Origin of the sequence: Enterobacter hormaechei subsp. hoffmannii, assembly GCF_001729745.1 — a bacterium.
GTDB lineage: Bacteria > Pseudomonadota > Gammaproteobacteria > Enterobacterales > Enterobacteriaceae > Enterobacter > Enterobacter intestinihominis.
Genome location: NZ_CP017186.1, coordinates 1,776,815 through 1,795,784, shown reverse-complemented (window position 1 = coordinate 1,795,784; position 18,970 = coordinate 1,776,815). Strand labels below are relative to the sequence as shown.

Genomic DNA, 18,970 nt, shown 5'->3' with positions numbered 1-18,970 from the left:
ATCGTCTCCTTAGCGCTGGAACGGATAAACCGATCCCAGTTGCAGGATGGTTGATAATGCATCCAGCGCCTCGCGGCCTTCGCGCAGCAGCTGCGGATCAACCAGATCGGCCTGAACCAGACGGTCACGATAGTAGCGGTCCACCCAGTCATTGAGGGTATTGAACAGCGTGTCGTTCATCATCACCGACGGATTCACGGCCTGCATTTCCTCCGGCGTTAACACCACGCGCAGTCGCAGGCACGCCGGTCCCCCGCCGTTGGCCATACTTTCCCGCAGATCAAACACGCGCAGTTCATCAATCGGGTTATCCGCCTGCACCAGTTCGCTGAGATAGCGCCAGACGCCCTGATGGTTGCGGGACTCCTGCGGCAGCACCAGCATCATGCTGCCGTCATCCCGGCTCAGCAGCTGGCTGTTGAACAGATACGTTTCGACCGCATCCTGCACGCTTACCGCCTGCGTGGGCACCTGAATCGGCATAAATCCCGGCACGCGTTCGCGCAGCGTGGCCAGCAACTTTTCCTGATGGGCAAACGCCTGCTCGTGGCAGAACAGCACCTGACGGTTGGAAACGGCAATCACGTCGTTATGAAACACGCCCTGGTCGATCACCTGCGGATTTTGCTGGGCAAAAATCACCTGAGTAGGATTAACCTGGTTCAGCCGTGCAACCGCCTGGCTTGCGGCTAAGGTTTGTCTCGCCGGATAACGAACCGGCGCGGCGTGGCCGCCCTCTTCCCGTCCATAGATAAACAGCTGCAAACCCGGATCGCCGTAATCGCCACCCAGACGGTTGTGGTTTGCCGCCCCTTCGTCGCCAAACATCGCGACCTGCGGCAGCGCCGAATGCACCTCAAAATGCGCATCATGATTAAAAATGGCGCGCAGCACGCGCCCGGTGGTCTCCGCTTCGCTGGCGCGGTGGAATTTGTTGTTCAGGTTAGCAACGGTCAGATGCACTTTGCCGTCCAGCGTATCCGCCGACGGCGCGACGGTGGCGGCATTCGCAACCCACATTGAAGAGGCTGAACTGGCCGCGGAAAGCAGCTGTGGGGACTGCGTACCGGCTTTTTCAACCACCTGTTCATCCGTACCGCTGAAGCCCAGCTGGCGCAGCACGGCCACGTTCGGCCGCTCCTGCGGCGGGATCACCGCCTGCGGGAAACCGGCATCGGACAGCGCCTTCATTTTCAATAGCCCCTGCTTGGCCGCCAGCTTCGGGTTCGAGACCTGGAAACGGTGCTTCGTCGAAGCTTCATTGCCGAACGACAGCCCGGCATAGTGGTGCGTCAGCCCCACCAGTCCGTCAAAGTTAACCTCACGCGCTTTCATGGGCGTCACCCTCTGTAAAATCCAGCCCCGGATTCAGCGTCTCCGGCAGCGTCAGCGCCGGGGTTTCCAGGCTTGCCATCGGCCACGCGCAGTAATCGGCGGCATACCAGGCGCTGGCGCGATGGTTGCCCGATGCCCCTACGCCACCAAACGGCGCGGTGCTCGCCGCGCCGGTCAGCGGTTTGTTCCAGTTCACGATCCCGGCGCGCGCTTCCAGCAGCAGCTGGTCGAATTTCTCGCGATGCGGGGATATCAGGCCGCTCGACAGGCCGTAGCGGGTGTTGTTGGCCATCTCGATCGCCGATGCAAAATCGTCATAGCGCCAGACGCACAGCAGCGGGCCAAAGACCTCTTCATCCGGCACGTTGCTCGTCGCACTCATCTCAATAATCCCCGGCGTCAGCAGCGATGTGCCCGGCTGAACCAGCTTCGGCTCCAGCAGGGTTTTCGCCCCTCGCGCCACGTGCTCCTGCCACGCTTTCAGCACGTTCAGCGCCGCCTGCCCGGAGATCAGCCCGCCGATAAACGGCTGCGGCTCGGTATCCCATTTCGCGGGAACCAGACGCCCGCTCACCTCCACCAGACGCTTAAGAAACGCATCCCCCTGCGCGCCGCGTTTAACCAGCAGGCGGCGGGCGCAGGTGCAGCGCTGTCCGGCGGTAATGAATGCCGACTGAATGGTCAGGTGGACCGCAGCATCGATATCATCCGGATCTTCCACAATCAGCGGGTTGTTGCCACCCATCTCCAGCGCCAGAATTTTTTCCGGCTGCCCCGCCAGCTGACGATGTAGCTGATAACCCGTTCCGGCACTGCCGGTAAACAGCAGACCGTCAATGTCGCTCAGCGCACTCAGCGCCTGACCGGTTTCACGCCCGCCCTGCACCAGATTCAGCACGCCCGGCGGCAGCCCTGCCTGCTCCCAGAGTTTTACCACCGCTTCTCCGGTTAAGGGGGTTAACTCACTCGGCTTGAAGATAACGGTATTTCCCGCCAGCAGCGCAGGCACAATATGCCCGTTCGGCAGATGCCCGGGGAAGTTGTACGGGCCAAACACCGCCAACACCCCGTGCGGACGGTGGCGCAGCGTGGCGGCGCCGTCCGGCATCCCGGTATGCTGCTCACCGGTGCGGGCATGGTACGCCTTCACCGATATACCGATTTTATTGATCATCGCCGTCACTTCGGTTGTTGCCTCCCAGCGCGGCTTGCTGGTTTCGCAGGCAATGATGCGGGTCAGCTCTGCTTTATTGGCCTCCAGCAGCGCAGCAAATTTCTCAACCAGCGCCTGGCGCTCGGAGAATGGCCGTTTCGCCCATGCCGGAAACGCGCGGCGTGCAGCCTGGCAGGCCTGCTCAACCTGCCCGGCGCTGGCGTCGCTCCCCGACCAGAGCACCTCCTGGCCGACCGGGTTAGTTTTTGTCCGCGCATCACCTTCGCCCGTTACCCAGTCACCGTTAATCCATAGAGTCATGCTGTTTTCTCCTCAGGGCAGAGCCGCACCAGGCGAACCGTGTCGCCAGCGTTACATTTCAGGGCATCCAGTTGCGCAGCCGTCAGTACCAGACGCTCGCATGTTGGGTTGGTTCGCACCAGCATGGCGCGGAAGTTGGCGTAATTCTCGTTCGAGACCAGGCAGGCTGGCCACTCGCCCGGCGCGGGCTGGCCTTCTGAAACCTCAACCAGGCGGCTTTTACGGATGGCGCGTACGCGGTCAATATCGCATTCCAGCGTTGGACCGCCGTCAAAGATGTCGACGTAATTGCGGTAGCGAAAACCCTCTTTCTCCAGCACTGCACGGGCCGGGGCGGTTTGCGGGTGAACTTCGCCGATCACCGCCTGCGCTTCCGGCGTTAAGAAATGGGTATAAATAGGATGCTTCGGCATTAACTCGGCGATAAACGCCTTCTGACCGGTACCGCACAGGTAATCCGCCCGGCTAAATTCCATGGAGAAGAAGCGTTCGCCCAGGCTTTCCCAGAACGGCGAGTAGCCCGTCTCATCAATTACGCCGCGCATCTCCGCGACCACTTTTTCGTTGAAGCGGTCGCGAAAGGCGGCCATAAACATGAAGCGCGATTTGGAGAGCAGATAACCGTTACCCTCTTTGCGCCAGTCCGGATCGAGAAACAGGGTGCAGAGTTCGCTGGCGCCGGTATGGTCATTACAGAGAAAGAGCGTCGGCAGCGCGTTGTAGACGTTCAGCTCTTTCGAGGCGTGGACCATCGTGCCGACGCGGTAGTTGTACCACGGATCGTTGAGCCCGACGGCCACCTCGATGGCGCAAATCCCCGCCACGGTTCCCGTGTCGGTCTCTTCCAGCACGAACACATAGCCCTGTTCGCTTTTTGGCAACGTCCCCTGCCAGGTTTGCAGGGCGCGCTCAATGCGCGCCGACAGCGTATTTTCATCGGCAGGCAGCGAGGTCAGCCCGCCCCCTGTCTTACCGGCAAGCTGCATAAGCCCGGCGAGATCGCCGTGCGCAACGGGACGGATGACCATCATGATGACACCCCGGACTTCACCTGTTCGCAGGCCAGCGCAAAACGATCTAACCCGGTTCTGACCTCTTCCTCACTGACGATCAGCGCAGGGGCAAACCGCACCACGTTAGCGCCGGCAATCAACACCATCACGCCCTGCTTTGCCGCTTCCTGTGAAATCAGCTTCGCTTTGCCAGCAAACTCAGGGGCAAGCTCACAACCTATCAACAGCCCCAGACCGCGGATCTCTTTGAACATGCCGGTCTGGTTATTGATGGCGGTAAGACGCTCAACAAACCACTGGTGACGCTGCTTCACGCCGCTAAGCACCTCAGGAGTATTGATGATATCCAGCACCTGTCCGGCGACAGCGGTTGCCAGCGGGTTACCGCCGTAAGTGGTGCCATGGGTGCCCACGGTCATCACGCTGGCGAATGTATCGGTGGTCAGCATCGCCCCCACCGGGAAGCCGCCGCCGAGCGCTTTGGCTGTTGAAAGCACATCCGGGGTCACGCCATAGTGCATGTAGGCGTACAGCTCACCCGTGCGGCCCACGCCGGTCTGGACTTCGTCAAAAATCAGGACCGCGTTATGCCGATCGCACAGCTCGCGCAGCCCTTGCAGGAACGCTTTCTGGGCGGGCATGACGCCGCCTTCCCCCTGCATGGGCTCGACAATCACCGCACAGGTGGTGTCGTCAATCAGCTCGCTGGCAGAGTGTAAATCGTTATACGCCGCATGACGGATATCCGGCGGCAGCGGCGCAAAATCCTGAGAATATGAGGGCTGACCACCCGCACTGACGGTAAACAGCGTGCGGCCATGGAAGGCATTTTTAAAGGCTACGATGCCGCTCTTGTGCGGGCCGAATTTATCGTGCGCATATTTGCGCGCCAGCTTCAGCGCCGCTTCGTTCGCTTCCGCGCCGGAGTTACAGAAAAAGACTTTTTCTGCGAAAGTGGCGTCGATCAGCTTCTTCGCCAGACGTAACGCCGGTTCGTTGGTATAACCGTTGCCGGTATGCCAGAATTTCGCCGCCTGATCATTCAGCGCCTGCCGCAGAGCCGGGTTTGCATGCCCCAGCGCATTCACCGCAATCCCACCCGCAAAGTCGATATACTCTTTGCCCTGCTGATCCCACAGGCGAGAGCCCTCCCCACGTACCGGAATAAAAGCCGCCGGAGCGTATACCGGCATCATCCATTCATCGAAATTTTCACGCGTAACTGACAGAGACATAGCGACCTCATCCGGTAAATAAAAGGTTGTTTAAATGTTAAATAATTGAGTGTTTGCACTGTGAATGTAGATTGCAGCGTTCGTGCCAGCCAGCGATAAAAATGCATAAACGGATTTGGGTAACAGAATATCAATGAGTTACAATATGGAGTTATTCACTATTAATGCATAGATAGTGAATATTTTTACAGCAAGCGGCGCTTTGCCGCACGAAAACAAGAAAGAGTATGCACATGCCAAATATAATTCTGGAATTGTGATCGCTCGCGAAATTTATCGGTCCTTTACGCCCTGTTCGAGGGCAAAACGCGTCGAAATGGTGCAAATATTGCACCGTCGGCATTATCTGTCGCAGTAATTGGGCGAAGCGGATAACAGAAGACGTAAATTCTGCTACCATCCTTGCACTATTCACCTTGCATTGGCAGCGACTATGAAATTTGTCTCTTTTAATATCAACGGCCTGCGTGCCCGCCCTCACCAGCTCGAAGCGATTGTTGAGCAACATCAGCCAGATGTGATCGGCTTGCAGGAGACAAAAGTTCACGACGATATGTTCCCGCTCGAAGAGGTAGCGAAGCTGGGCTATAACGTTTTTTACCACGGTCAGAAAGGCCACTACGGCGTTGCGCTGCTGACCAAAGATACGCCGGTGTCGGTGCGTCGTGGCTTTCCGGGTGACGGTGAAGAAGCACAGCGTCGTCTCATCATGGCTGAGCTGCCTTCCCCGCTGGGTAACATCACAGTGATTAATGGTTACTTCCCGCAGGGTGAAAGCCGCGACCACCCGACCAAATTCCCGGCCAAAGCCAAATTTTATCAGGATCTGCAAATCTACCTTACGACCGAACTCAACAAAGATAATCCGGTGCTGATCATGGGGGATGTGAATATCAGCCCGACTGATCTGGACATTGGCATTGGCGAAGACAGCCGCAAGCGCTGGCTGCGCACCGGGAAATGTTCCTTCCTGCCGGAAGAGCGCGAGTGGATGCAGCGCTTGCTTGACTGGGGGCTGGTGGATACCTTCCGCACCGCTAACCCGGAGACGCAGGATCGCTTCTCGTGGTTTGACTACCGCTCTAAAGGCTTCGATGACAACCGGGGCCTGCGTATTGATCTGCTGCTGGCGAGCGCCCCCCTGGCCGAACGCTGCATCGAAACCGGTATCGACTATGATATTCGCAGCATGGAAAAACCGTCCGACCATGCGCCGGTATGGGCAACGTTCAAGCTGTAATCCTCAGTGAATATTAAAAAAATCAGTCTCCTGTGCGCCCTTCTGGGCGCATTTGTTTTGATCGTTGTTTTGCTTCCTCCGGGCATGCTCTCCCTCGACACGTTAAAAATACACCAGCATACATTGCTCGATCGTGTGGAGCAGGCGCCCCTTCAGAGCGCACTGATCTATTTTGCGGTTTACGTTCTGGTCTCTGCGCTGTCGATACCCGGGGCTGCGCTTCTGACGCTGCTCGGCGGGGCGATTTTCAGCCTGTGGGAGGCGATGCTGTTGGTGTCATTGGCCTCGACGCTCGGCGCCACGCTTGCCATGCTCGTCAGCCGTTATCTGCTGCGTGACTGGGTGCAACGGCGCTTTGCCGCACAGATGAACACGATCGATGTGGGGATGGTTCGCGATGGCGCGCGCTACCTTTTTGCCCTGCGCCTGATGCCGTTGTTTCCGTTCTTTCTGGTCAATTTGCTGATGGGGCTAACCCGTATCCAGGTGCGTCACTACTGGTGGGTCAGCCAGCTTGCGATGCTACCTGCCACCGTCATTTATCTGAACGCCGGACGCGAGCTGGGAAAACTCACCACGCTGCGCGATATTCTGTCGCCGGGACTGCTGTTCGCCTTTACACTATTAGGGTTATTACCGCTGGTCACTCGCTGGCTGTTTTCCCGTTACATCCCTTCGATTAAAAAGTGAGGCATTATGCGCCGGGTGCGTTTTTGCGCGTTTCTGACGAGTCTGCTGCTGGCAACCTCTGCCTTCGCCGCAGAAAACTGGCAATCCATTCAGCAACAGGCCACCGGGCAGACCGTCTGGTTTAACGCCTGGGGCGGTGACGAGGCCGTTAACCGCTACCTCGACTGGGTGAGCGGCGAGATGAAAACGCACTACGCCATTAACCTGAAGATCGTTCATCTGGCCGATGCCGCCGATGCGGTGAAGCGGATCCAGACGGAACAGGCCGCAGGACGCAGCAGTAACGGGTCGGTGGATCTACTCTGGGTAAACGGGGAAAACTTCCGCACGCTGAAGGAGGCAAACCTGCTGCTCACCGGCTGGGCGCAAACCCTGCCCAACTGGCGTTACGTCGATACCCGTAAACCGGTCACGGAAGATTTTGCCATCCCGACCGATGGGGCGGAATCCCCATGGGGCGGCGCGCAGTTAACCTTCATCGCCCGTAAAGCGAGTATGCCGACGCCTCCGGCAGATCCCCACGCGCTGCTGGCTTACGCTCAGCAGCACCCTGGCAAGGTGAGCTATCCGCGACCGCCGGATTTTACCGGCACGGCGTTTCTTGAACAGCTTCTGCTGGCATTGACCGCCCATCCGGAGGCGTTAATATACGCGCCGGACGGCACCTTTGCAGAGATCACCGCGCCGCTGTGGGACTATCTTGATACGCTGCATCCCCTGCTGTGGCGCGAAGGGAACGATTTTCCGCCATCGCCTGCGCGCATGGATACGCTGCTGGCCAGCGGTAGCCTGAACCTGTCGCTCACCTTTAACCCCGCCCACGCGCAGCAAAAGGTGGCGAGCGGTGAACTGCCTGCCGACAGCTACAGTTTCGGCTTTCTCAAAGGCATGATCGGCAACGTCCATTTTGTCGCTATCCCGGCAAATGCCAGTGCGAGCGCAGGGGCGAAAGTGGTGGCAAATTTCCTGCTGTCACCGCAGGCGCAGATCCGCAAAGCCGATCCTGCCGTCTGGGGTGACCCGAGCGTGCTGGATGGTGCCAAACTACCTGCGAAAGCGGCAAAACAGCTTCATGCCTTTACCCCTTCAGGCACGCCTGATGTGCTTCCCGAACCGCACGCCGCCTGGGTTAACGCCCTGGAGCAGGAATGGCTTCGCCGCTACGGAACCCGCTAAGCGGGCTGGTATGGGCGGCAATGGCGGTCATCTATCTGCCACTGCTTCCCGCCAGCGGCATGCTGCTGGCCCCGGCGTTTTCTCTCAGTAACTGGGCGGCGCTGTTTGCCGACCCGCAGCTGCCGCAGGCGCTGGCCGCTACGCTGGTATCAACCCTCATCGCGACGCTGGGTTCACTGTTTATCGCCCTGAGCCTGCTTGCGCTTCTCTGGCCGGGTGATGGCTGGCAGCGCCTGAGCACCCGTCTGCCGTGGCTGTTAGCCGTGCCGCACGTCGCCTTCGCCACCAGCGCGCTGCTGCTGTTTGCGGAAGGCGGTCAGTTTTACCGGATCTGTACAGTCTGTTCGCCGCAGCTTGACCGCTACGGTATCGGGCTTGGCCTGACGCTTGCGGTCAAAGAGAGCGCGTTCGTTCTGTGGGCAATCTACGCCGCACTGCCTGAAAAGCGCCTCGCACAGCAGAAAATTGTCCTGCATACCTTCGGCTACGGACGAATGCAGGCGCTCAACTGGCTCGTCCTCCCGGCTATCGCCCCCGCGCTGGGCGCCGTGATGCTGGCGGTGCTCGCCTGGTCGCTTTCCGTGGTGGATGTGGCGATCGTGCTCGGGCCGGGCAACCCACCTACGCTGGCGGTGCTGGCCTGGCAGTGGCTCACCCAGGGTGATGCGCAGCAGCAGACAAAAGGAACGTTGCTGTGTCTGGTGTTGCTCCTGCTGCTGGCCGCACTTGCCGCGGTGGGATACAGCCTCTGGACGGCATGGCGGCGCGCCCAGCCTGACCCCTCCGGGGTACGTCGCGCTTCGCATACCGCGTTGCCCGCACGGACGCTGGGCGGGTTACTGCCGTTGTGCGGCGTGCTCTGTGCGCTGGTTCTGCTGATGCTGGCACGCCGGGGCGACATCGGCCCCGTCAGCGACAGCCTTTCACTGGGACTGCTGTCCAGCCTGACAGCGCTGGCCATCCTCATGATCTGGCTTGAGTGGGGACCCCAGCGCGACGCGGTGTGGATCTGGCTGCCGCTTGCCCTCCCGGCGCTGCCCCTCGTGTCCGGGCAGTATGCCGTGGCGCTGTGGCTGGGCATCGACGGCCAGTACGCTGCGGTGCTCTGGAGCCATATGCTCTGGGTTCTCCCGTGGATGCTCCTGGTGCTGCAACCGGCCTGGCGCAGGCTCGATCCCCGGCTTATCCTCACCGCCAGAACGCTGGGCTGGCGACAGGCGAAAATTTTCTGGTTAGTGAAATGTCCCCTGATGGTTCGTCCGGCCCTGCTGGCCTTTGCGACCGGCTTTTCCGTGAGCATGGCCCAGTACATGCCCACCCTCTGGCTGGGAGCGGGTCGTTTTACTACTCTGACGACGGAGGCGGTCGCCCTCAGCAGCGGCGGCAGCGTTCCGATCCTCGCCAGCCGGGCGCTGGGTCTGTTGCTGTTAACCAGCAGCGTATTTGCCCTTGCCGCGCTGCTCGCCCGGCTCGTGGGCCGTCACAGACAAGGATTACGTTAATGCTGAACGTGAAAAATCTCACCATTGCGCCACTCTTACGTGAGGTCAACTTCCGCGTCCCGGCAGGGGAGATTCTCACGCTGATGGGACCCTCCGGGAGCGGGAAATCGACCCTTTTCGCCTGGATGGTGGGCGCGTTATCCGCTGATTTTAAGGCGCACGGCGAGCTGTGGCTGAACGATCGTCGCTGCGATATGCTCCCCGTGGAAACGCGCGGGATCGGCATTCTGTTTCAGGATGCCCTGCTGTTTGACGCCTTCAGCGTGGGGCAAAACCTGATGCTGGCGTTGCCGGCGCACATTGCCGGACGCGCGCGGCGCGACGCGGTAGAACAGTCTCTTGAATCTGCCGGGCTGGCAAACCTCTACGCCAGCGATCCGGCGACCCTTTCCGGCGGCGAGCGCGCCCGGGTCAGCCTGCTGCGCGCCCTTCTCGCCCAGCCGCAGGCATTGCTGCTCGACGAACCGTTCAGCCGACTGGATAAAACGCTCCGCGCTTCATTCCGGGCGTGGGTATTCGAAACCACTCGCCAGCGCAAGATCCCGGTGGTGCTGGTCACGCATGATGAGGAAGATATCCCGCCCGGCGGAGAGGTGATTGAGATTTCTCGCTGGCAATAATGTGCTAACGCAATGTTTTTGGCTTCAGGAGAGACGACAATGCCACCCTCTTTTAATGACGTCAGGTTTTTCGATGAAACGTGTTTCTCAACTGACCGCGCTGGCTCTGATCTGCGGCCTCGCCTCACTCTCCTCCATGGCGGCTGATATGCCCCACTCCCTCACGCTGGACCAGCTCCAGGCGCAAAACGGCGCGGTAATTGATACGCGCATCAGTGCGTTCTATAACGGCTGGCCGCAGGCGCTGCGCGGAACGTCCGGGCATGAACCCGCCGCGCTTAATCTCTCTGCAGGCTGGCTTGGGGCAATGAGCGATGAACAGCTCAGCGGCTGGGCAAAACAGCATCGGCTTACGCCTGACATGCCGGTTGCGCTCTATGGCAATGATGATGACAACCAGACCGTCAAAACGCGGCTGGAAAAAGCGGGTTTTACCCACGTTTCCATCCTGAGCGATGCCCTGCAACAATCCGACCGTTTGCAACGTCTGGCACATTTTGAACAGCTGGTTTATCCGCAGTGGATCCACCTGTTGCAGCAGGGCAAACCCGTTACTGCCGCACCAGCCGGAGAGTGGAAGGTGATCGAGGCTGGCTGGGGTGCGCCGAAGCTTTATCTCCTGAGCCACATTCCCGGCGCGGGCTACATCGACACCAATGAAGTGGAAAGCGAACCGCTGTGGAATAAGGTCGCTGACGAAAAGTTGAAAGCGATGCTGGCGAAGCACGGGATCCGTCACGATACCACCGTCATTCTGTACGGTCGCGACGTATATGCCGCCGCGCGCGTGGCGCAGATCATGCTCTACGCGGGCGTGAAGGATGTGCGTATTCTGGACGGCGGCTGGAAGGCATGGTCAGACGCCAGCCTGCCCGTTGAGCGCGGAACGCCTGAGAACGTGAAGCCAGCCCCTGATTTTGGCGCGCCGATCCCGGGCCAGCCCCGGCTGATGGTGGATATGGAACAGGCCCGGGGAATGCTGCACCGTCAGGATGCATCCCTGGTGAGCATTCGTTCCTGGCCAGAGTTTATCGGTGAAACCAGCGGCTACAGTTATATCAAGCCAAAAGGTGACATTGCCGGTGCGCGCTGGGGCCATGCGGGTAGCGACGCGACCCACATGGAAGATTTCCACAATCCGGATGGCACCATGCGCAGCGCCGATGATATTGCCGCCATGTGGAAGACGTGGAATATCCTGCCGGAGCAGCACGTTGCGTTTTACTGCGGCACCGGCTGGCGCGCGTCTGAAGCCTTCATGTACGCCCGCGCCATGGGCTGGCAAAACGTTGCCGTCTACGACGGCGGCTGGTACGAATGGAGCAGCCATCCGCAGAACCCGGTCTCCACCGGGGAGCGTGGACCGGAGAGTACACGCTAGCGGGGGAGTGACTTCAGCGTCACGTAACCGCTCCAGATGCGCGTTGTGGTGGTCAGCCAGCACAACGCGCCAAACGCCCAGGCAAACAGTGTGAAGTGTGCCGGAAACAGGCAGCACAGCACAAACAGCGCGATGGTCTCCGTTCCTTCCGTTAATCCTCCAATGTAATAAAGCGACTTGTGCGCGTAGCCGGGGTTGTCGATATTATGCTTCCCCGCCAGCGCGGCAAAGGCCAGGAAACTGCTGCCCGTCCCCATAAACGCGAACAGCAGCCAGGCGGCGGCGATCGCATTGTCAGCCGGAGCGGCCAGCGCGAAGCCAAACGGTACCAGCGCGTAAAACAGGAAGTCGAGGGCGATATCAAGAAATCCTCCCGCGTCCGTCAGGCCACGGCGACGCGCCAGCGCACCGTCCAGACCATCCAGCAGCCGGTTCAGCACAATGGCGACCAGCGCCGCCAGATACCAGCCCAACGCCAGAAACGGTAACGCCAGTACGCCAATCGCAAACCCGGCGAGCGTTAACCCATCAGGCGTAATAAACGGTTTATCCAGCGCGGCGGCCAGCTGATTTAACCCGGGCTTCAGCCGTGGATGCAGATGTTTATCCAGCATGCGGTTCACCTTTAAACGTGGCACACAGGCCCTGAGCCGGGATATCCAGCGCGGCGTTAAAGCGGGCGGAAAGGTTCTGAAAGGCAATCAGAGCCGTCATTTCGGTGATGGTCTCTTCGCTAAAGTGGCGCTTCAGCTGGTTTTTGATATTTTCATCCACCTGAGGCGGCGTGGCGGTGACCGCCTCCGCATAGGCCAGCGCCGCGCGCTCCTCTTCGCTGAACAGGGTGGAATTTTGCCAGTCGTTGACGGCCTGCACTTTATCCAGCGCCCCGCTCCGCTCGGCCAGACGCAGGCTGTTGGCATCAATACAAAATGCGCAGTGGCAGATCTGCGAGATCCGCGTCATTAGTAACGAACGCAGAACCGGGGTCAATCGCGCATTGCGCCGCTCCAGATAGCCGACAAACAGCGCCACCAGCCAGAAAAGACGCGGCATACGCCCCCACCAGCGCGTGGGGTTCAGCACCGCGCCGAAGTGTTTTTTCTGCATGGCGGCGATGGGGCTGAGGCTGACGGGAAGGGTTTCCATGGGCGCAACCCAGGCGGATGTCTCTTTCACCTGATTCTCCTGATGACTGGACTCTTTGGAAGGGCACGATAATATGTCGTTTTTCGCTATTAATTATTGACGAACATGCTGAAAACACTCGATGTGGTTGCGGCCATCCTCGAAAAAGAGGGCAAGATCTTGCTGGCGCAGCGTCCCGAACATGCCGATCAGCCAGGAATGTGGGAATTTGCGGGCGGAAAGGTTGAAGCCGGTGAGACCCAGCAGGAAGCGCTGATCCGCGAACTACGCGAAGAGCTCGGCATTGAAGCCGTGCCCGCGCGGTATGTGGCAAGCCACCAGCGGGAAGTGTCGCAGCGGCTGATCCACCTCCACGCCTGGCACGTGCCGGAATTTAGCGGCGAGCTGAAGGCGCACTACCACTCGGCGCTGGTGTGGTGCACGCCAGAAGACGCGTTCACGTATGATTTAGCCCCGGCGGATATACCGCTCCTGGAAGCGTTTATTCTTTTACGCGACGCCAGACCAGCGGGTTTGTACTGAGGGTGCGTTCATCACGCTGGCACTGCAACAGCACGCCATCCGCCCTGACCACTGCGCCTTCGGAATAGTTTTGATCCTGATAGATACAGCACTGATTACACGGCTGCGCACGCTGGCCGCCAGCGCTAAAAACCTCTGGCGGCACGTTAACTTCGACATCCGGGCGAATGCGATCAGCCTGTGCCCCGGCGGACACCATCAAACATAACGCGGCCATTGCGAAACGGTTCATAGACTTAATTTCCTTTGCATCGTTTATATCTATAACGGTAGATCCTGACGGGATCTTTAATTTATCTCGTCATCGCTTTTGGTTATGACGCGCGCCTTGTCATTAATTTCCCTTTCGGCCTAAATTTCTGCTTGCCTCTCAAAGCGGTGCGGGTGGTATAGTCAAAAAAACGACACAAAACATCTCCGCCACACGCACAAATTATTATAAGAGGTTCTTATATCTATGGATCAGACACGCTCTCTGGAAAGCTTTCTTGCCCATGTACAGCAGCGCGACCCGCACCAAAGCGAGTTTGCCCAGGCCGTTCGTGAAGTCATGACCACCCTGTGGCCCTTCCTTGAGGAAAATCCGCGCTACCGCCAGATGGCGCTGCTTGAACGTCTGGTGGAGCCAGAGCGCGTCATCCAGTTCCGCGTGGCGTGGGTGGACGATCGCAATCAGGTACAGGTCAACCGCGCGTGGCGCGTGCAGTTTAACTCCGCCATTGGGCCGTTTAAGGGCGGGATGCGCTTCCATCCCTCGGTGAACCTGTCGATTCTGAAATTCCTCGGCTTCGAGCAGACCTTTAAAAATGCGCTCACTACCCTGCCGATGGGCGGCGGTAAAGGCGGGAGTGATTTCGATCCGAAAGGCAAGAGCGAAGGCGAAGTGATGCGCTTCTGCCAGGCGCTGGTCACTGAGCTCTATCGCCACCTTGGGCCGAACACCGACGTTCCTGCCGGGGATATCGGCGTGGGTGGTCGTGAAGTGGGCTTTATGGCCGGGATGATGAAAAAGCTCTCCAACAACAGCGCATGCGTCTTTACCGGCAAAGGTCTGTCGTTTGGCGGCAGCCTGATTCGTCCGGAAGCGACGGGTTACGGTCTGGTCTATTTCACTGAAGCGATGCTTAAGCGTCACGGGCTGAGCTTCGAGGGGATGCGCGTGGCGGTCTCCGGCTCCGGCAACGTGGCGCAGTACGCTATCGAGAAAGCGATGGCGTTTGGCGCGCGCGTAGTGACCGCCTCCGACTCCAGCGGCACCGTGGTGGATGAAGCTGGCTTCACAGCAGAAAAACTGGCGCGTCTGTGCGAAATCAAAGCCAGCCGTGACGGCCGCGTGGCGGATTATGCCCGAGAGTTTGGCCTGACCTATCTGGAAGGTAAACAGCCGTGGGGTGTGCCGGTGGATATCGCCCTGCCGTGCGCGACGCAAAACGAGCTGGACGTGGATGCCGCCCGGACGCTGATTAGCAATGGCGTGAAGGCGGTAGCGGAAGGGGCAAATATGCCCACCACCATTGAAGCGACCGATCTGTTCCTGGACGCGGGCGTACTCTTTGCGCCAGGCAAGGCGGCGAACGCGGGCGGGGTGGCAACATCCGGTCTGGAAATGGCACAAAACGCCGCGAGAATGGGCTGGAAGGCGGAGAAAGTGGATGCCCGTCTGCACCACATTATGCTTGATATTCACCATGCCTGCGTGGAGTACGGCGGTGAGGCTTCACAGACCAATTACGTGCGCGGCGCCAACATCGCCGGGTTCGTGAAGGTGGCCGATGCGATGATCGGGCAGGGTGTGATTTAGTTTCGCTGCATTCTCGCCCTTGCAGGCCCGGTAAGCGTTAGCGCCACCGGGCTTTTTTCAGGCCGCAGAGCTGCTTTTTGCCGGGTGGCGGCTTCGCCTTACCCGGCCTACGGTTTAAGCGGTGGTATTTTTGGCTGCGCTTTTTTTCTTTTTGAACGGTTTCTTCGCCCCGCCACCCGGGGCAACCATCCCCCGGAATCGCTTCACTGGCGTGCTGCGCGCCTGATCAATCAGCTGATAAAGCGTCCCCACCAGCGGCTGCATAAAGTCCTGGTAACGGCACTGCTTTTCGCTGATCTGCGTCAGCACCGACTCCCAGTGCGCGGTCATGTCCGGTCTGGCGGCCAGCTCTGGCAAGGAGTGAATCAGTGCCCGGCCCGGCTCTGTCGAATGGATATAGCGCCCTTTTTTCTCGAGAAAACCACGCTTAAACAGCAACTCGATAATCCCCGCGCGGGTTGCTTCCGTACCCAGACCGTCGGTGGCGCGGAGGATCTTCTTCAGATCTTTATCCTGCACAAAACGGGCGATCCCGGTCATGGCCGAAAGCAGCGTCGCATCGGTGAAGTGGCGCGGCGGCTGGGTCTGACGTTCAACCACTTCGCCTTTTTCGCACAGCAGTTCATCGCCTTTGGCTACGACCGGCAGCGGCGTGCCGTCGTTCTCTTCGTCACGCTCTTTGTTGCCGAGCAGCGTGCGCCAGCCCGCTTCCGCGAGGAAACGCGCTTTGGCGATAAATTTGCCTTTGGCAATTTCCAGCTCAATAACGCACTTGCGGAAAACCGCGTCCGGGCAGAACTGCATCAGATACTGACGCGCGATCAGGTTATAGACCTTTGCTTCGTTGTCGGTCAGGTTGACGTTGCTGGTGCGCGCCGTCGGGATTATCGCGTGGTGGGCATCGACTTTTTTATCGTCCCAGCAGCGGTTATGGGTATCCGGGTTTACCGCCGGCTGCGGCAACAGATCCGGCGCATGGACACCAATGGCATTCATCACCGAGTGGCGTCCGGCGAAGTGTTCCTCCGGCAGATAGCGGCTGTCCGAACGCGGATAGGTGATCAGCTTGTGGGTTTCATAGAGCTTCTGGCAGATATCGAGCACGTTCTGCGCGCTCAGGCCAAACTTTTTCGCGGCCTCGATCTGCAACGCCGAAAGGGAGAACGGCAGCGGTGCGGGCTCTGATTCCCGTTTGTCGTTATAGCTGGTAACGATCGCGGGCTGGCCGGTAATGCGGTTAACCACGTGCTCCGCCAGCGGACGATGTAGCAGCCGCCCCTCTTCGTCCTGATATGACTCACAGGCATCGCTCGGCTGCCAGACGGCGGTAAAGCGTTCGTCTTTCGGCGTGACGATATGCGCTTTGACTTCGAAGAAGTCTTTGGCGACGAAATTTTCGATCTCTTCGTCGCGACGCACCACCAGCCCCAGCACCGGGGTTTGAACACGCCCAACAGAGAGTACGCCCTGATAGCCCGCATTGCGTCCCAGGATGGTGTAGGCGCGGGTCATGTTGATCCCGTACAGCCAGTCCGCGCGAGCACGCGCCAGCGCGGAGACACACAGGGGAATAAATTCGCTGTTGGCGCGCAGGCGCGAAATCGCGCGCTCCACCGCCTGCGGGTTGAGGTCGTTAATTAAACAGCGCTGCACCTGCTGGCGCTTATCCGGTGCCAACTCCAGGTAGTCGAGCACTTCGTCGACAAGCAGTTGCCCTTCCCTGTCCGGGTCACCCGCGTGGACCACTTCCGTCGCCTCATGCAGGAAACGCTTAATGACGTTGAGCTGTTTGGTGACGGAAGGACGCGGTTGCAGACGCCACTTTTCCGGCACGATCGGCAGATCGTTGAGATTCCAGCGGGCGTAGCGGCTGTCGTAGACATCCGGCTGCGCCTGTTCAAGCAGGTGACCGATACACCAGGTGACCACCTGCCCGTTACCGCATTCGATAAAGCCATCACCTTTGCGATGCGGCTTGGGCAGCACGTCGGCGATGGCTCGCGCCAGACTCGGCTTTTCGGCAATAAACAACCGCATCGAATTAACGGATCTCAATCATCGGGCGGCCACCGCGGGCGGTCACCAGCTCGCCAATGGCCGTCAGGGTGATGCCAAACTCGGCCGCCGTTGCCTGAACGTCAGCTTCTGCTTCCGGCGTCACCGCCAGCAGCAGGCCGCCGGAGGTTTGCGGATCGCACAGCAGATTGCGCCACGCTTCCGGCATTTCGCCCATTAAATGGCCGTAGCTGGCGAAGTTGCGCTGCGTCCCGCCCGGAACGGCGCCCTGAGCAATGTACTCTTCCACGCCCGGCAGCTTCGGCACATCCTGATACCGGACCTGCGCCTGCACGCCCGCGCCCTGACAGACTTCAGAGAGGTGTCCCAGCAGACCAAAGCCGGTCACGTCGGTCATGGCCTTCACGCCGTCGATACTGGCGAATGCCGCACCGGCAAGGTTCATCTGGCACATCACTTCCGTTGCCAGACCAATATGCTCGGGCTTCAGCAGGGATTTTTTCTCGGCGGTTGTCAGTACGCCAATGCCCAGCGGCTTGGTGAGGAACAGCTTGCAGCCCGCCTGCGCGGTGCTGTTGCGCTTCACGCGTTCGGTCGGCACCACGCCGGTGACGGCCAGGCCGAAGATCGGCTCCGGCGCATCGATAGAGTGACCACCGGCCAGGGCAATACCCGCCTGCTGGCAGGCAAAGCGTCCGCCTTCGATGACATCGCGGGCAATCTCCGGCGGGAGGGTGTTAATCGGCCAGCCCAGAATGGCGATCGCCATAATCGGCTTACCGCCCATCGCGAAGATATCGCTGATGGCGTTGGTGGCCGCAATGCGTCCGAAGTCGAACGGGTTGTCGACAATCGGCATAAAGAAGTCAGTGGTGCTGATAATGCTGGTGCCGTTACCTAAGTCATAAACCGCTGCATCGTCACGCGTTTCGTTACCGACAAGCAGGTTCGGGTCGACAAACTTCGCCTGTTCACTGTGCAGGATGGTCTCCAGCACTTTCGGGGAAATTTTACAACCGCAACCGGCTCCGTGGCTGTATTGCGTTAAACGAATGGTTTGCTCACTCATGGACGTCTCCTGTCATCTCAATCGCGCTATGGTAGCGCTCATTCCATAAAGAGGTAAGTATGACTGTCTGAATTCTGCGGCGGATGCTCAGAATCCAGACAGTTTAGCGCGTGTAATTAAAAACGGCTGACGAAAGGCGTGGTGTCCGGCACGCTAATGGTGCTGGAGGCTTTAAGCTGCGGGGTGCCGAGATAGAGGAAGCCGACAATTTTATCGTGTTCACCGCAGGAGAAGCCTTCCCGCACGGCGGCGCTCCCGGTCAGCGGCCCGGTACGCCAGATGCCGTTAAAGCCCTGCGCGACGGCGGCCATCTGCATTGCCATTACCGCGCAACCGGCAGACATCTCCTGCTCCCAGACCGGCACTTTATGGTCGGCCTGGCATTTTGCGACTACCGCGATGATCATCGGCGCACGGAACGGCGCGTTGCGGGCTTTATCAATCCCCTTCTCATCCTGGCCTGCGGCAACCGCCCCCTGCTCCAGCAGCTGGCTGAAGCGGTCGCGCCCTTCGCCTTCAATAATAAAGAAGTGCCACGGCTGCAATGTGCCATGGTCCGGCGCACGCATTCCGGCACGCAGAATGTTTTCCAGCTGCTCGCCGACGGGGGCCGGGTCGGCCAGGCGGGAAGCGCTACGACGGTTAACAAGCAGTTCAAGTGCGTCCATTGGTTAACTCCTTTCGTGAAATTTACTCACAAAATTAACACGACAGCAGAATTTGTTACAGCGTGGCAGGCGATTCCTGCTG

General features: G+C 59.4%; 18 protein-coding genes. 8 read left to right on the top strand and 10 right to left on the bottom strand.

All coding sequences use genetic code 11. The features are described 5' to 3' along the window. Window positions 1-9 precede the first annotated feature (9 nt). The 4 genes from astB to astC are packed head-to-tail and all read right to left on the bottom strand — an operon-like array spanning window position 10 to window position 5,057. Window positions 10-1,335, bottom strand: coding sequence for an N-succinylarginine dihydrolase (gene astB, locus BFV65_RS08435; protein ID WP_045307971.1), 1,326 nt, complete (start codon window positions 1,333-1,335; stop codon window positions 10-12). Then, window positions 1,322-2,809 (bottom strand): succinylglutamate-semialdehyde dehydrogenase, encoded by a 1,488-nt coding sequence (gene astD / locus BFV65_RS08430; protein WP_045307970.1) that lies wholly within the window; start codon window positions 2,807-2,809, stop codon window positions 1,322-1,324. The genes astB and astD overlap by 14 nt, the downstream gene beginning before the upstream one ends. Beyond that, window positions 2,806-3,840, bottom strand: a complete 1,035-nt coding sequence (gene astA / locus BFV65_RS08425; RefSeq protein ID WP_069596459.1) for an arginine N-succinyltransferase — start codon at window positions 3,838-3,840, stop codon at window positions 2,806-2,808. The genes astD and astA overlap by 4 nt, the downstream gene beginning before the upstream one ends. Beyond that, window positions 3,837-5,057, bottom strand: coding sequence for a succinylornithine/acetylornithine transaminase (gene astC, locus BFV65_RS08420; RefSeq protein ID WP_022647809.1), 1,221 nt, complete (start codon window positions 5,055-5,057; stop codon window positions 3,837-3,839). Before astC ends, astA begins: the two co-directional genes overlap by 4 nt. Before the next feature lie 433 nt (window positions 5,058-5,490). Here astC and xthA point away from each other — a divergent pair, with 433 nt between their 5' ends. The 6 genes from xthA to BFV65_RS08390 all read left to right on the top strand — a co-directional run bounded on the left by xthA (window position 5,491) and on the right by BFV65_RS08390 (window position 11,666). Beyond that, window positions 5,491-6,297: an exodeoxyribonuclease III gene (gene xthA / locus BFV65_RS08415; RefSeq protein ID WP_069596458.1), complete on the top strand. Its 807-nt coding sequence runs from the start codon at window positions 5,491-5,493 to the stop codon at window positions 6,295-6,297. 6 nt (window positions 6,298-6,303) lie between these two features. Beyond that, complete coding sequence (locus BFV65_RS08410; RefSeq protein ID WP_045307967.1) at window positions 6,304-6,987, top strand: TVP38/TMEM64 family protein; 684 nt, start codon at window positions 6,304-6,306, stop codon at window positions 6,985-6,987. Window positions 6,988-7,002: 15 nt separating this feature from the next. Further along, window positions 7,003-8,163 (top strand): ABC transporter substrate-binding protein, encoded by a 1,161-nt coding sequence (locus BFV65_RS08405; protein ID WP_069597094.1) that lies wholly within the window; start codon window positions 7,003-7,005, stop codon window positions 8,161-8,163. Continuing rightward, window positions 8,136-9,665, top strand: a complete 1,530-nt coding sequence (locus BFV65_RS08400; protein WP_063152004.1) for an ABC transporter permease family protein — start codon at window positions 8,136-8,138, stop codon at window positions 9,663-9,665. Before BFV65_RS08405 ends, BFV65_RS08400 begins: the two co-directional genes overlap by 28 nt. Continuing rightward, window positions 9,665-10,285 carry an ATP-binding cassette domain-containing protein gene (locus BFV65_RS08395; RefSeq protein ID WP_045307965.1) on the top strand — a complete coding sequence of 207 codons (621 nt, stop codon included), beginning with the start codon at window positions 9,665-9,667 and terminating at the stop codon, window positions 10,283-10,285. The genes BFV65_RS08400 and BFV65_RS08395 overlap by 1 nt, the downstream gene beginning before the upstream one ends. 73 nt (window positions 10,286-10,358) lie before the next feature. Then, a complete protein-coding gene (locus tag BFV65_RS08390; protein ID WP_069597093.1) occupies window positions 10,359-11,666 on the top strand; it encodes a rhodanese-like domain-containing protein in 1,308 nt (435 codons plus the stop codon). Here the strand turns inward: BFV65_RS08390 and BFV65_RS08385 are convergent. Together BFV65_RS08385 and BFV65_RS08380 are read right to left on the bottom strand one after the other, a co-directional pair. Beyond that, window positions 11,663-12,280 carry a CDP-alcohol phosphatidyltransferase family protein gene (locus BFV65_RS08385; protein ID WP_022647802.1) on the bottom strand — a complete coding sequence of 206 codons (618 nt, stop codon included), beginning with the start codon at window positions 12,278-12,280 and terminating at the stop codon, window positions 11,663-11,665. The genes BFV65_RS08390 and BFV65_RS08385 overlap by 4 nt on opposite strands. Then, on the bottom strand, window positions 12,270-12,842 hold the full coding sequence (locus tag BFV65_RS08380; RefSeq protein ID WP_069596457.1) for a carboxymuconolactone decarboxylase family protein: 573 nt from the start codon (window positions 12,840-12,842) through the stop codon (window positions 12,270-12,272). Before BFV65_RS08380 ends, BFV65_RS08385 begins: the two co-directional genes overlap by 11 nt. 75 nt (window positions 12,843-12,917) lie before the next feature. Between BFV65_RS08380 and BFV65_RS08375 the strand changes: the two genes are divergently transcribed. Continuing rightward, window positions 12,918-13,334 (top strand): pyrimidine (deoxy)nucleoside triphosphate diphosphatase, encoded by a 417-nt coding sequence (locus BFV65_RS08375; protein WP_022647800.1) that lies wholly within the window; start codon window positions 12,918-12,920, stop codon window positions 13,332-13,334. Here BFV65_RS08375 and BFV65_RS08370 read toward each other — a convergent pair. Then, window positions 13,294-13,566: a YnjH family protein gene (locus BFV65_RS08370; protein ID WP_022647799.1), complete on the bottom strand. Its 273-nt coding sequence runs from the start codon at window positions 13,564-13,566 to the stop codon at window positions 13,294-13,296. The two genes, BFV65_RS08375 and BFV65_RS08370, sit on opposite strands and share 41 nt — an antisense overlap. A gap of 225 nt (window positions 13,567-13,791) precedes the next feature. On the opposite strand from BFV65_RS08370, the gene gdhA reads away from it, so the two are divergent. Beyond that, on the top strand, window positions 13,792-15,135 hold the full coding sequence (gene gdhA, locus BFV65_RS08365; RefSeq protein ID WP_069596456.1) for an NADP-specific glutamate dehydrogenase: 1,344 nt from the start codon (window positions 13,792-13,794) through the stop codon (window positions 15,133-15,135). Between the two features lie 114 nt (window positions 15,136-15,249). Here the strand turns inward: gdhA and BFV65_RS08360 are convergent, their stop codons facing one another. The 3 genes from BFV65_RS08360 to BFV65_RS08350 form a co-directional block, all read right to left on the bottom strand. Then, a complete protein-coding gene (locus BFV65_RS08360) occupies window positions 15,250-17,172 on the bottom strand; it encodes a DNA topoisomerase III (RefSeq protein WP_069596455.1) in 1,923 nt (640 codons plus the stop codon). Between the two features lie 4 nt (window positions 17,173-17,176). Further along, window positions 17,177-18,220, bottom strand: coding sequence for a selenide, water dikinase SelD (selD, locus tag BFV65_RS08355; RefSeq protein WP_069596454.1), 1,044 nt, complete (start codon window positions 18,218-18,220; stop codon window positions 17,177-17,179). Window positions 18,221-18,336: 116 nt separating this feature from the next. Beyond that, window positions 18,337-18,888, bottom strand: a complete 552-nt coding sequence (locus BFV65_RS08350) for an NAD(P)H nitroreductase (protein ID WP_022647795.1) — start codon at window positions 18,886-18,888, stop codon at window positions 18,337-18,339. Between the last annotated feature and the right edge of the window lie 82 nt (window positions 18,889-18,970).

What these genes read in the sequence shown, in the direction of transcription:
- BFV65_RS08385 (WP_022647802.1), bottom strand. Translation starts at nt 12,280, where the DNA reads ATGCTGGATAAACATCTGCATCCACGGCTGAAGCCCGGGTTAAATCAG.
- astC (WP_022647809.1), bottom strand. Translation starts at nt 5,057, where the DNA reads ATGTCTCTGTCAGTTACGCGTGAAAATTTCGATGAATGGATGATGCCG.
- xthA (WP_069596458.1), top strand. Translation starts at nt 5,491, where the DNA reads ATGAAATTTGTCTCTTTTAATATCAACGGCCTGCGTGCCCGCCCTCAC.
- astD (WP_045307970.1), bottom strand. Translation starts at nt 2,809, where the DNA reads ATGACTCTATGGATTAACGGTGACTGGGTAACGGGCGAAGGTGATGCG.
- astA (WP_069596459.1), bottom strand. Translation starts at nt 3,840, where the DNA reads ATGATGGTCATCCGTCCCGTTGCGCACGGCGATCTCGCCGGGCTTATG.
- BFV65_RS08395 (WP_045307965.1), top strand. Translation starts at nt 9,665, where the DNA reads ATGCTGAACGTGAAAAATCTCACCATTGCGCCACTCTTACGTGAGGTC.
- BFV65_RS08375 (WP_022647800.1), top strand. Translation starts at nt 12,918, where the DNA reads ATGCTGAAAACACTCGATGTGGTTGCGGCCATCCTCGAAAAAGAGGGC.
- BFV65_RS08370 (WP_022647799.1), bottom strand. Translation starts at nt 13,566, where the DNA reads ATGAACCGTTTCGCAATGGCCGCGTTATGTTTGATGGTGTCCGCCGGG.
- BFV65_RS08390 (WP_069597093.1), top strand. Translation starts at nt 10,359, where the DNA reads ATGAAACGTGTTTCTCAACTGACCGCGCTGGCTCTGATCTGCGGCCTC.
- BFV65_RS08350 (WP_022647795.1), bottom strand. Translation starts at nt 18,888, where the DNA reads ATGGACGCACTTGAACTGCTTGTTAACCGTCGTAGCGCTTCCCGCCTG.
- gdhA (WP_069596456.1), top strand. Translation starts at nt 13,792, where the DNA reads ATGGATCAGACACGCTCTCTGGAAAGCTTTCTTGCCCATGTACAGCAG.
- selD (WP_069596454.1), bottom strand. Translation starts at nt 18,220, where the DNA reads ATGAGTGAGCAAACCATTCGTTTAACGCAATACAGCCACGGAGCCGGT.
- astB (WP_045307971.1), bottom strand. Translation starts at nt 1,335, where the DNA reads ATGAAAGCGCGTGAGGTTAACTTTGACGGACTGGTGGGGCTGACGCAC.
- BFV65_RS08360 (WP_069596455.1), bottom strand. Translation starts at nt 17,172, where the DNA reads ATGCGGTTGTTTATTGCCGAAAAGCCGAGTCTGGCGCGAGCCATCGCC.
- BFV65_RS08400 (WP_063152004.1), top strand. Translation starts at nt 8,136, where the DNA reads ATGGCTTCGCCGCTACGGAACCCGCTAAGCGGGCTGGTATGGGCGGCA.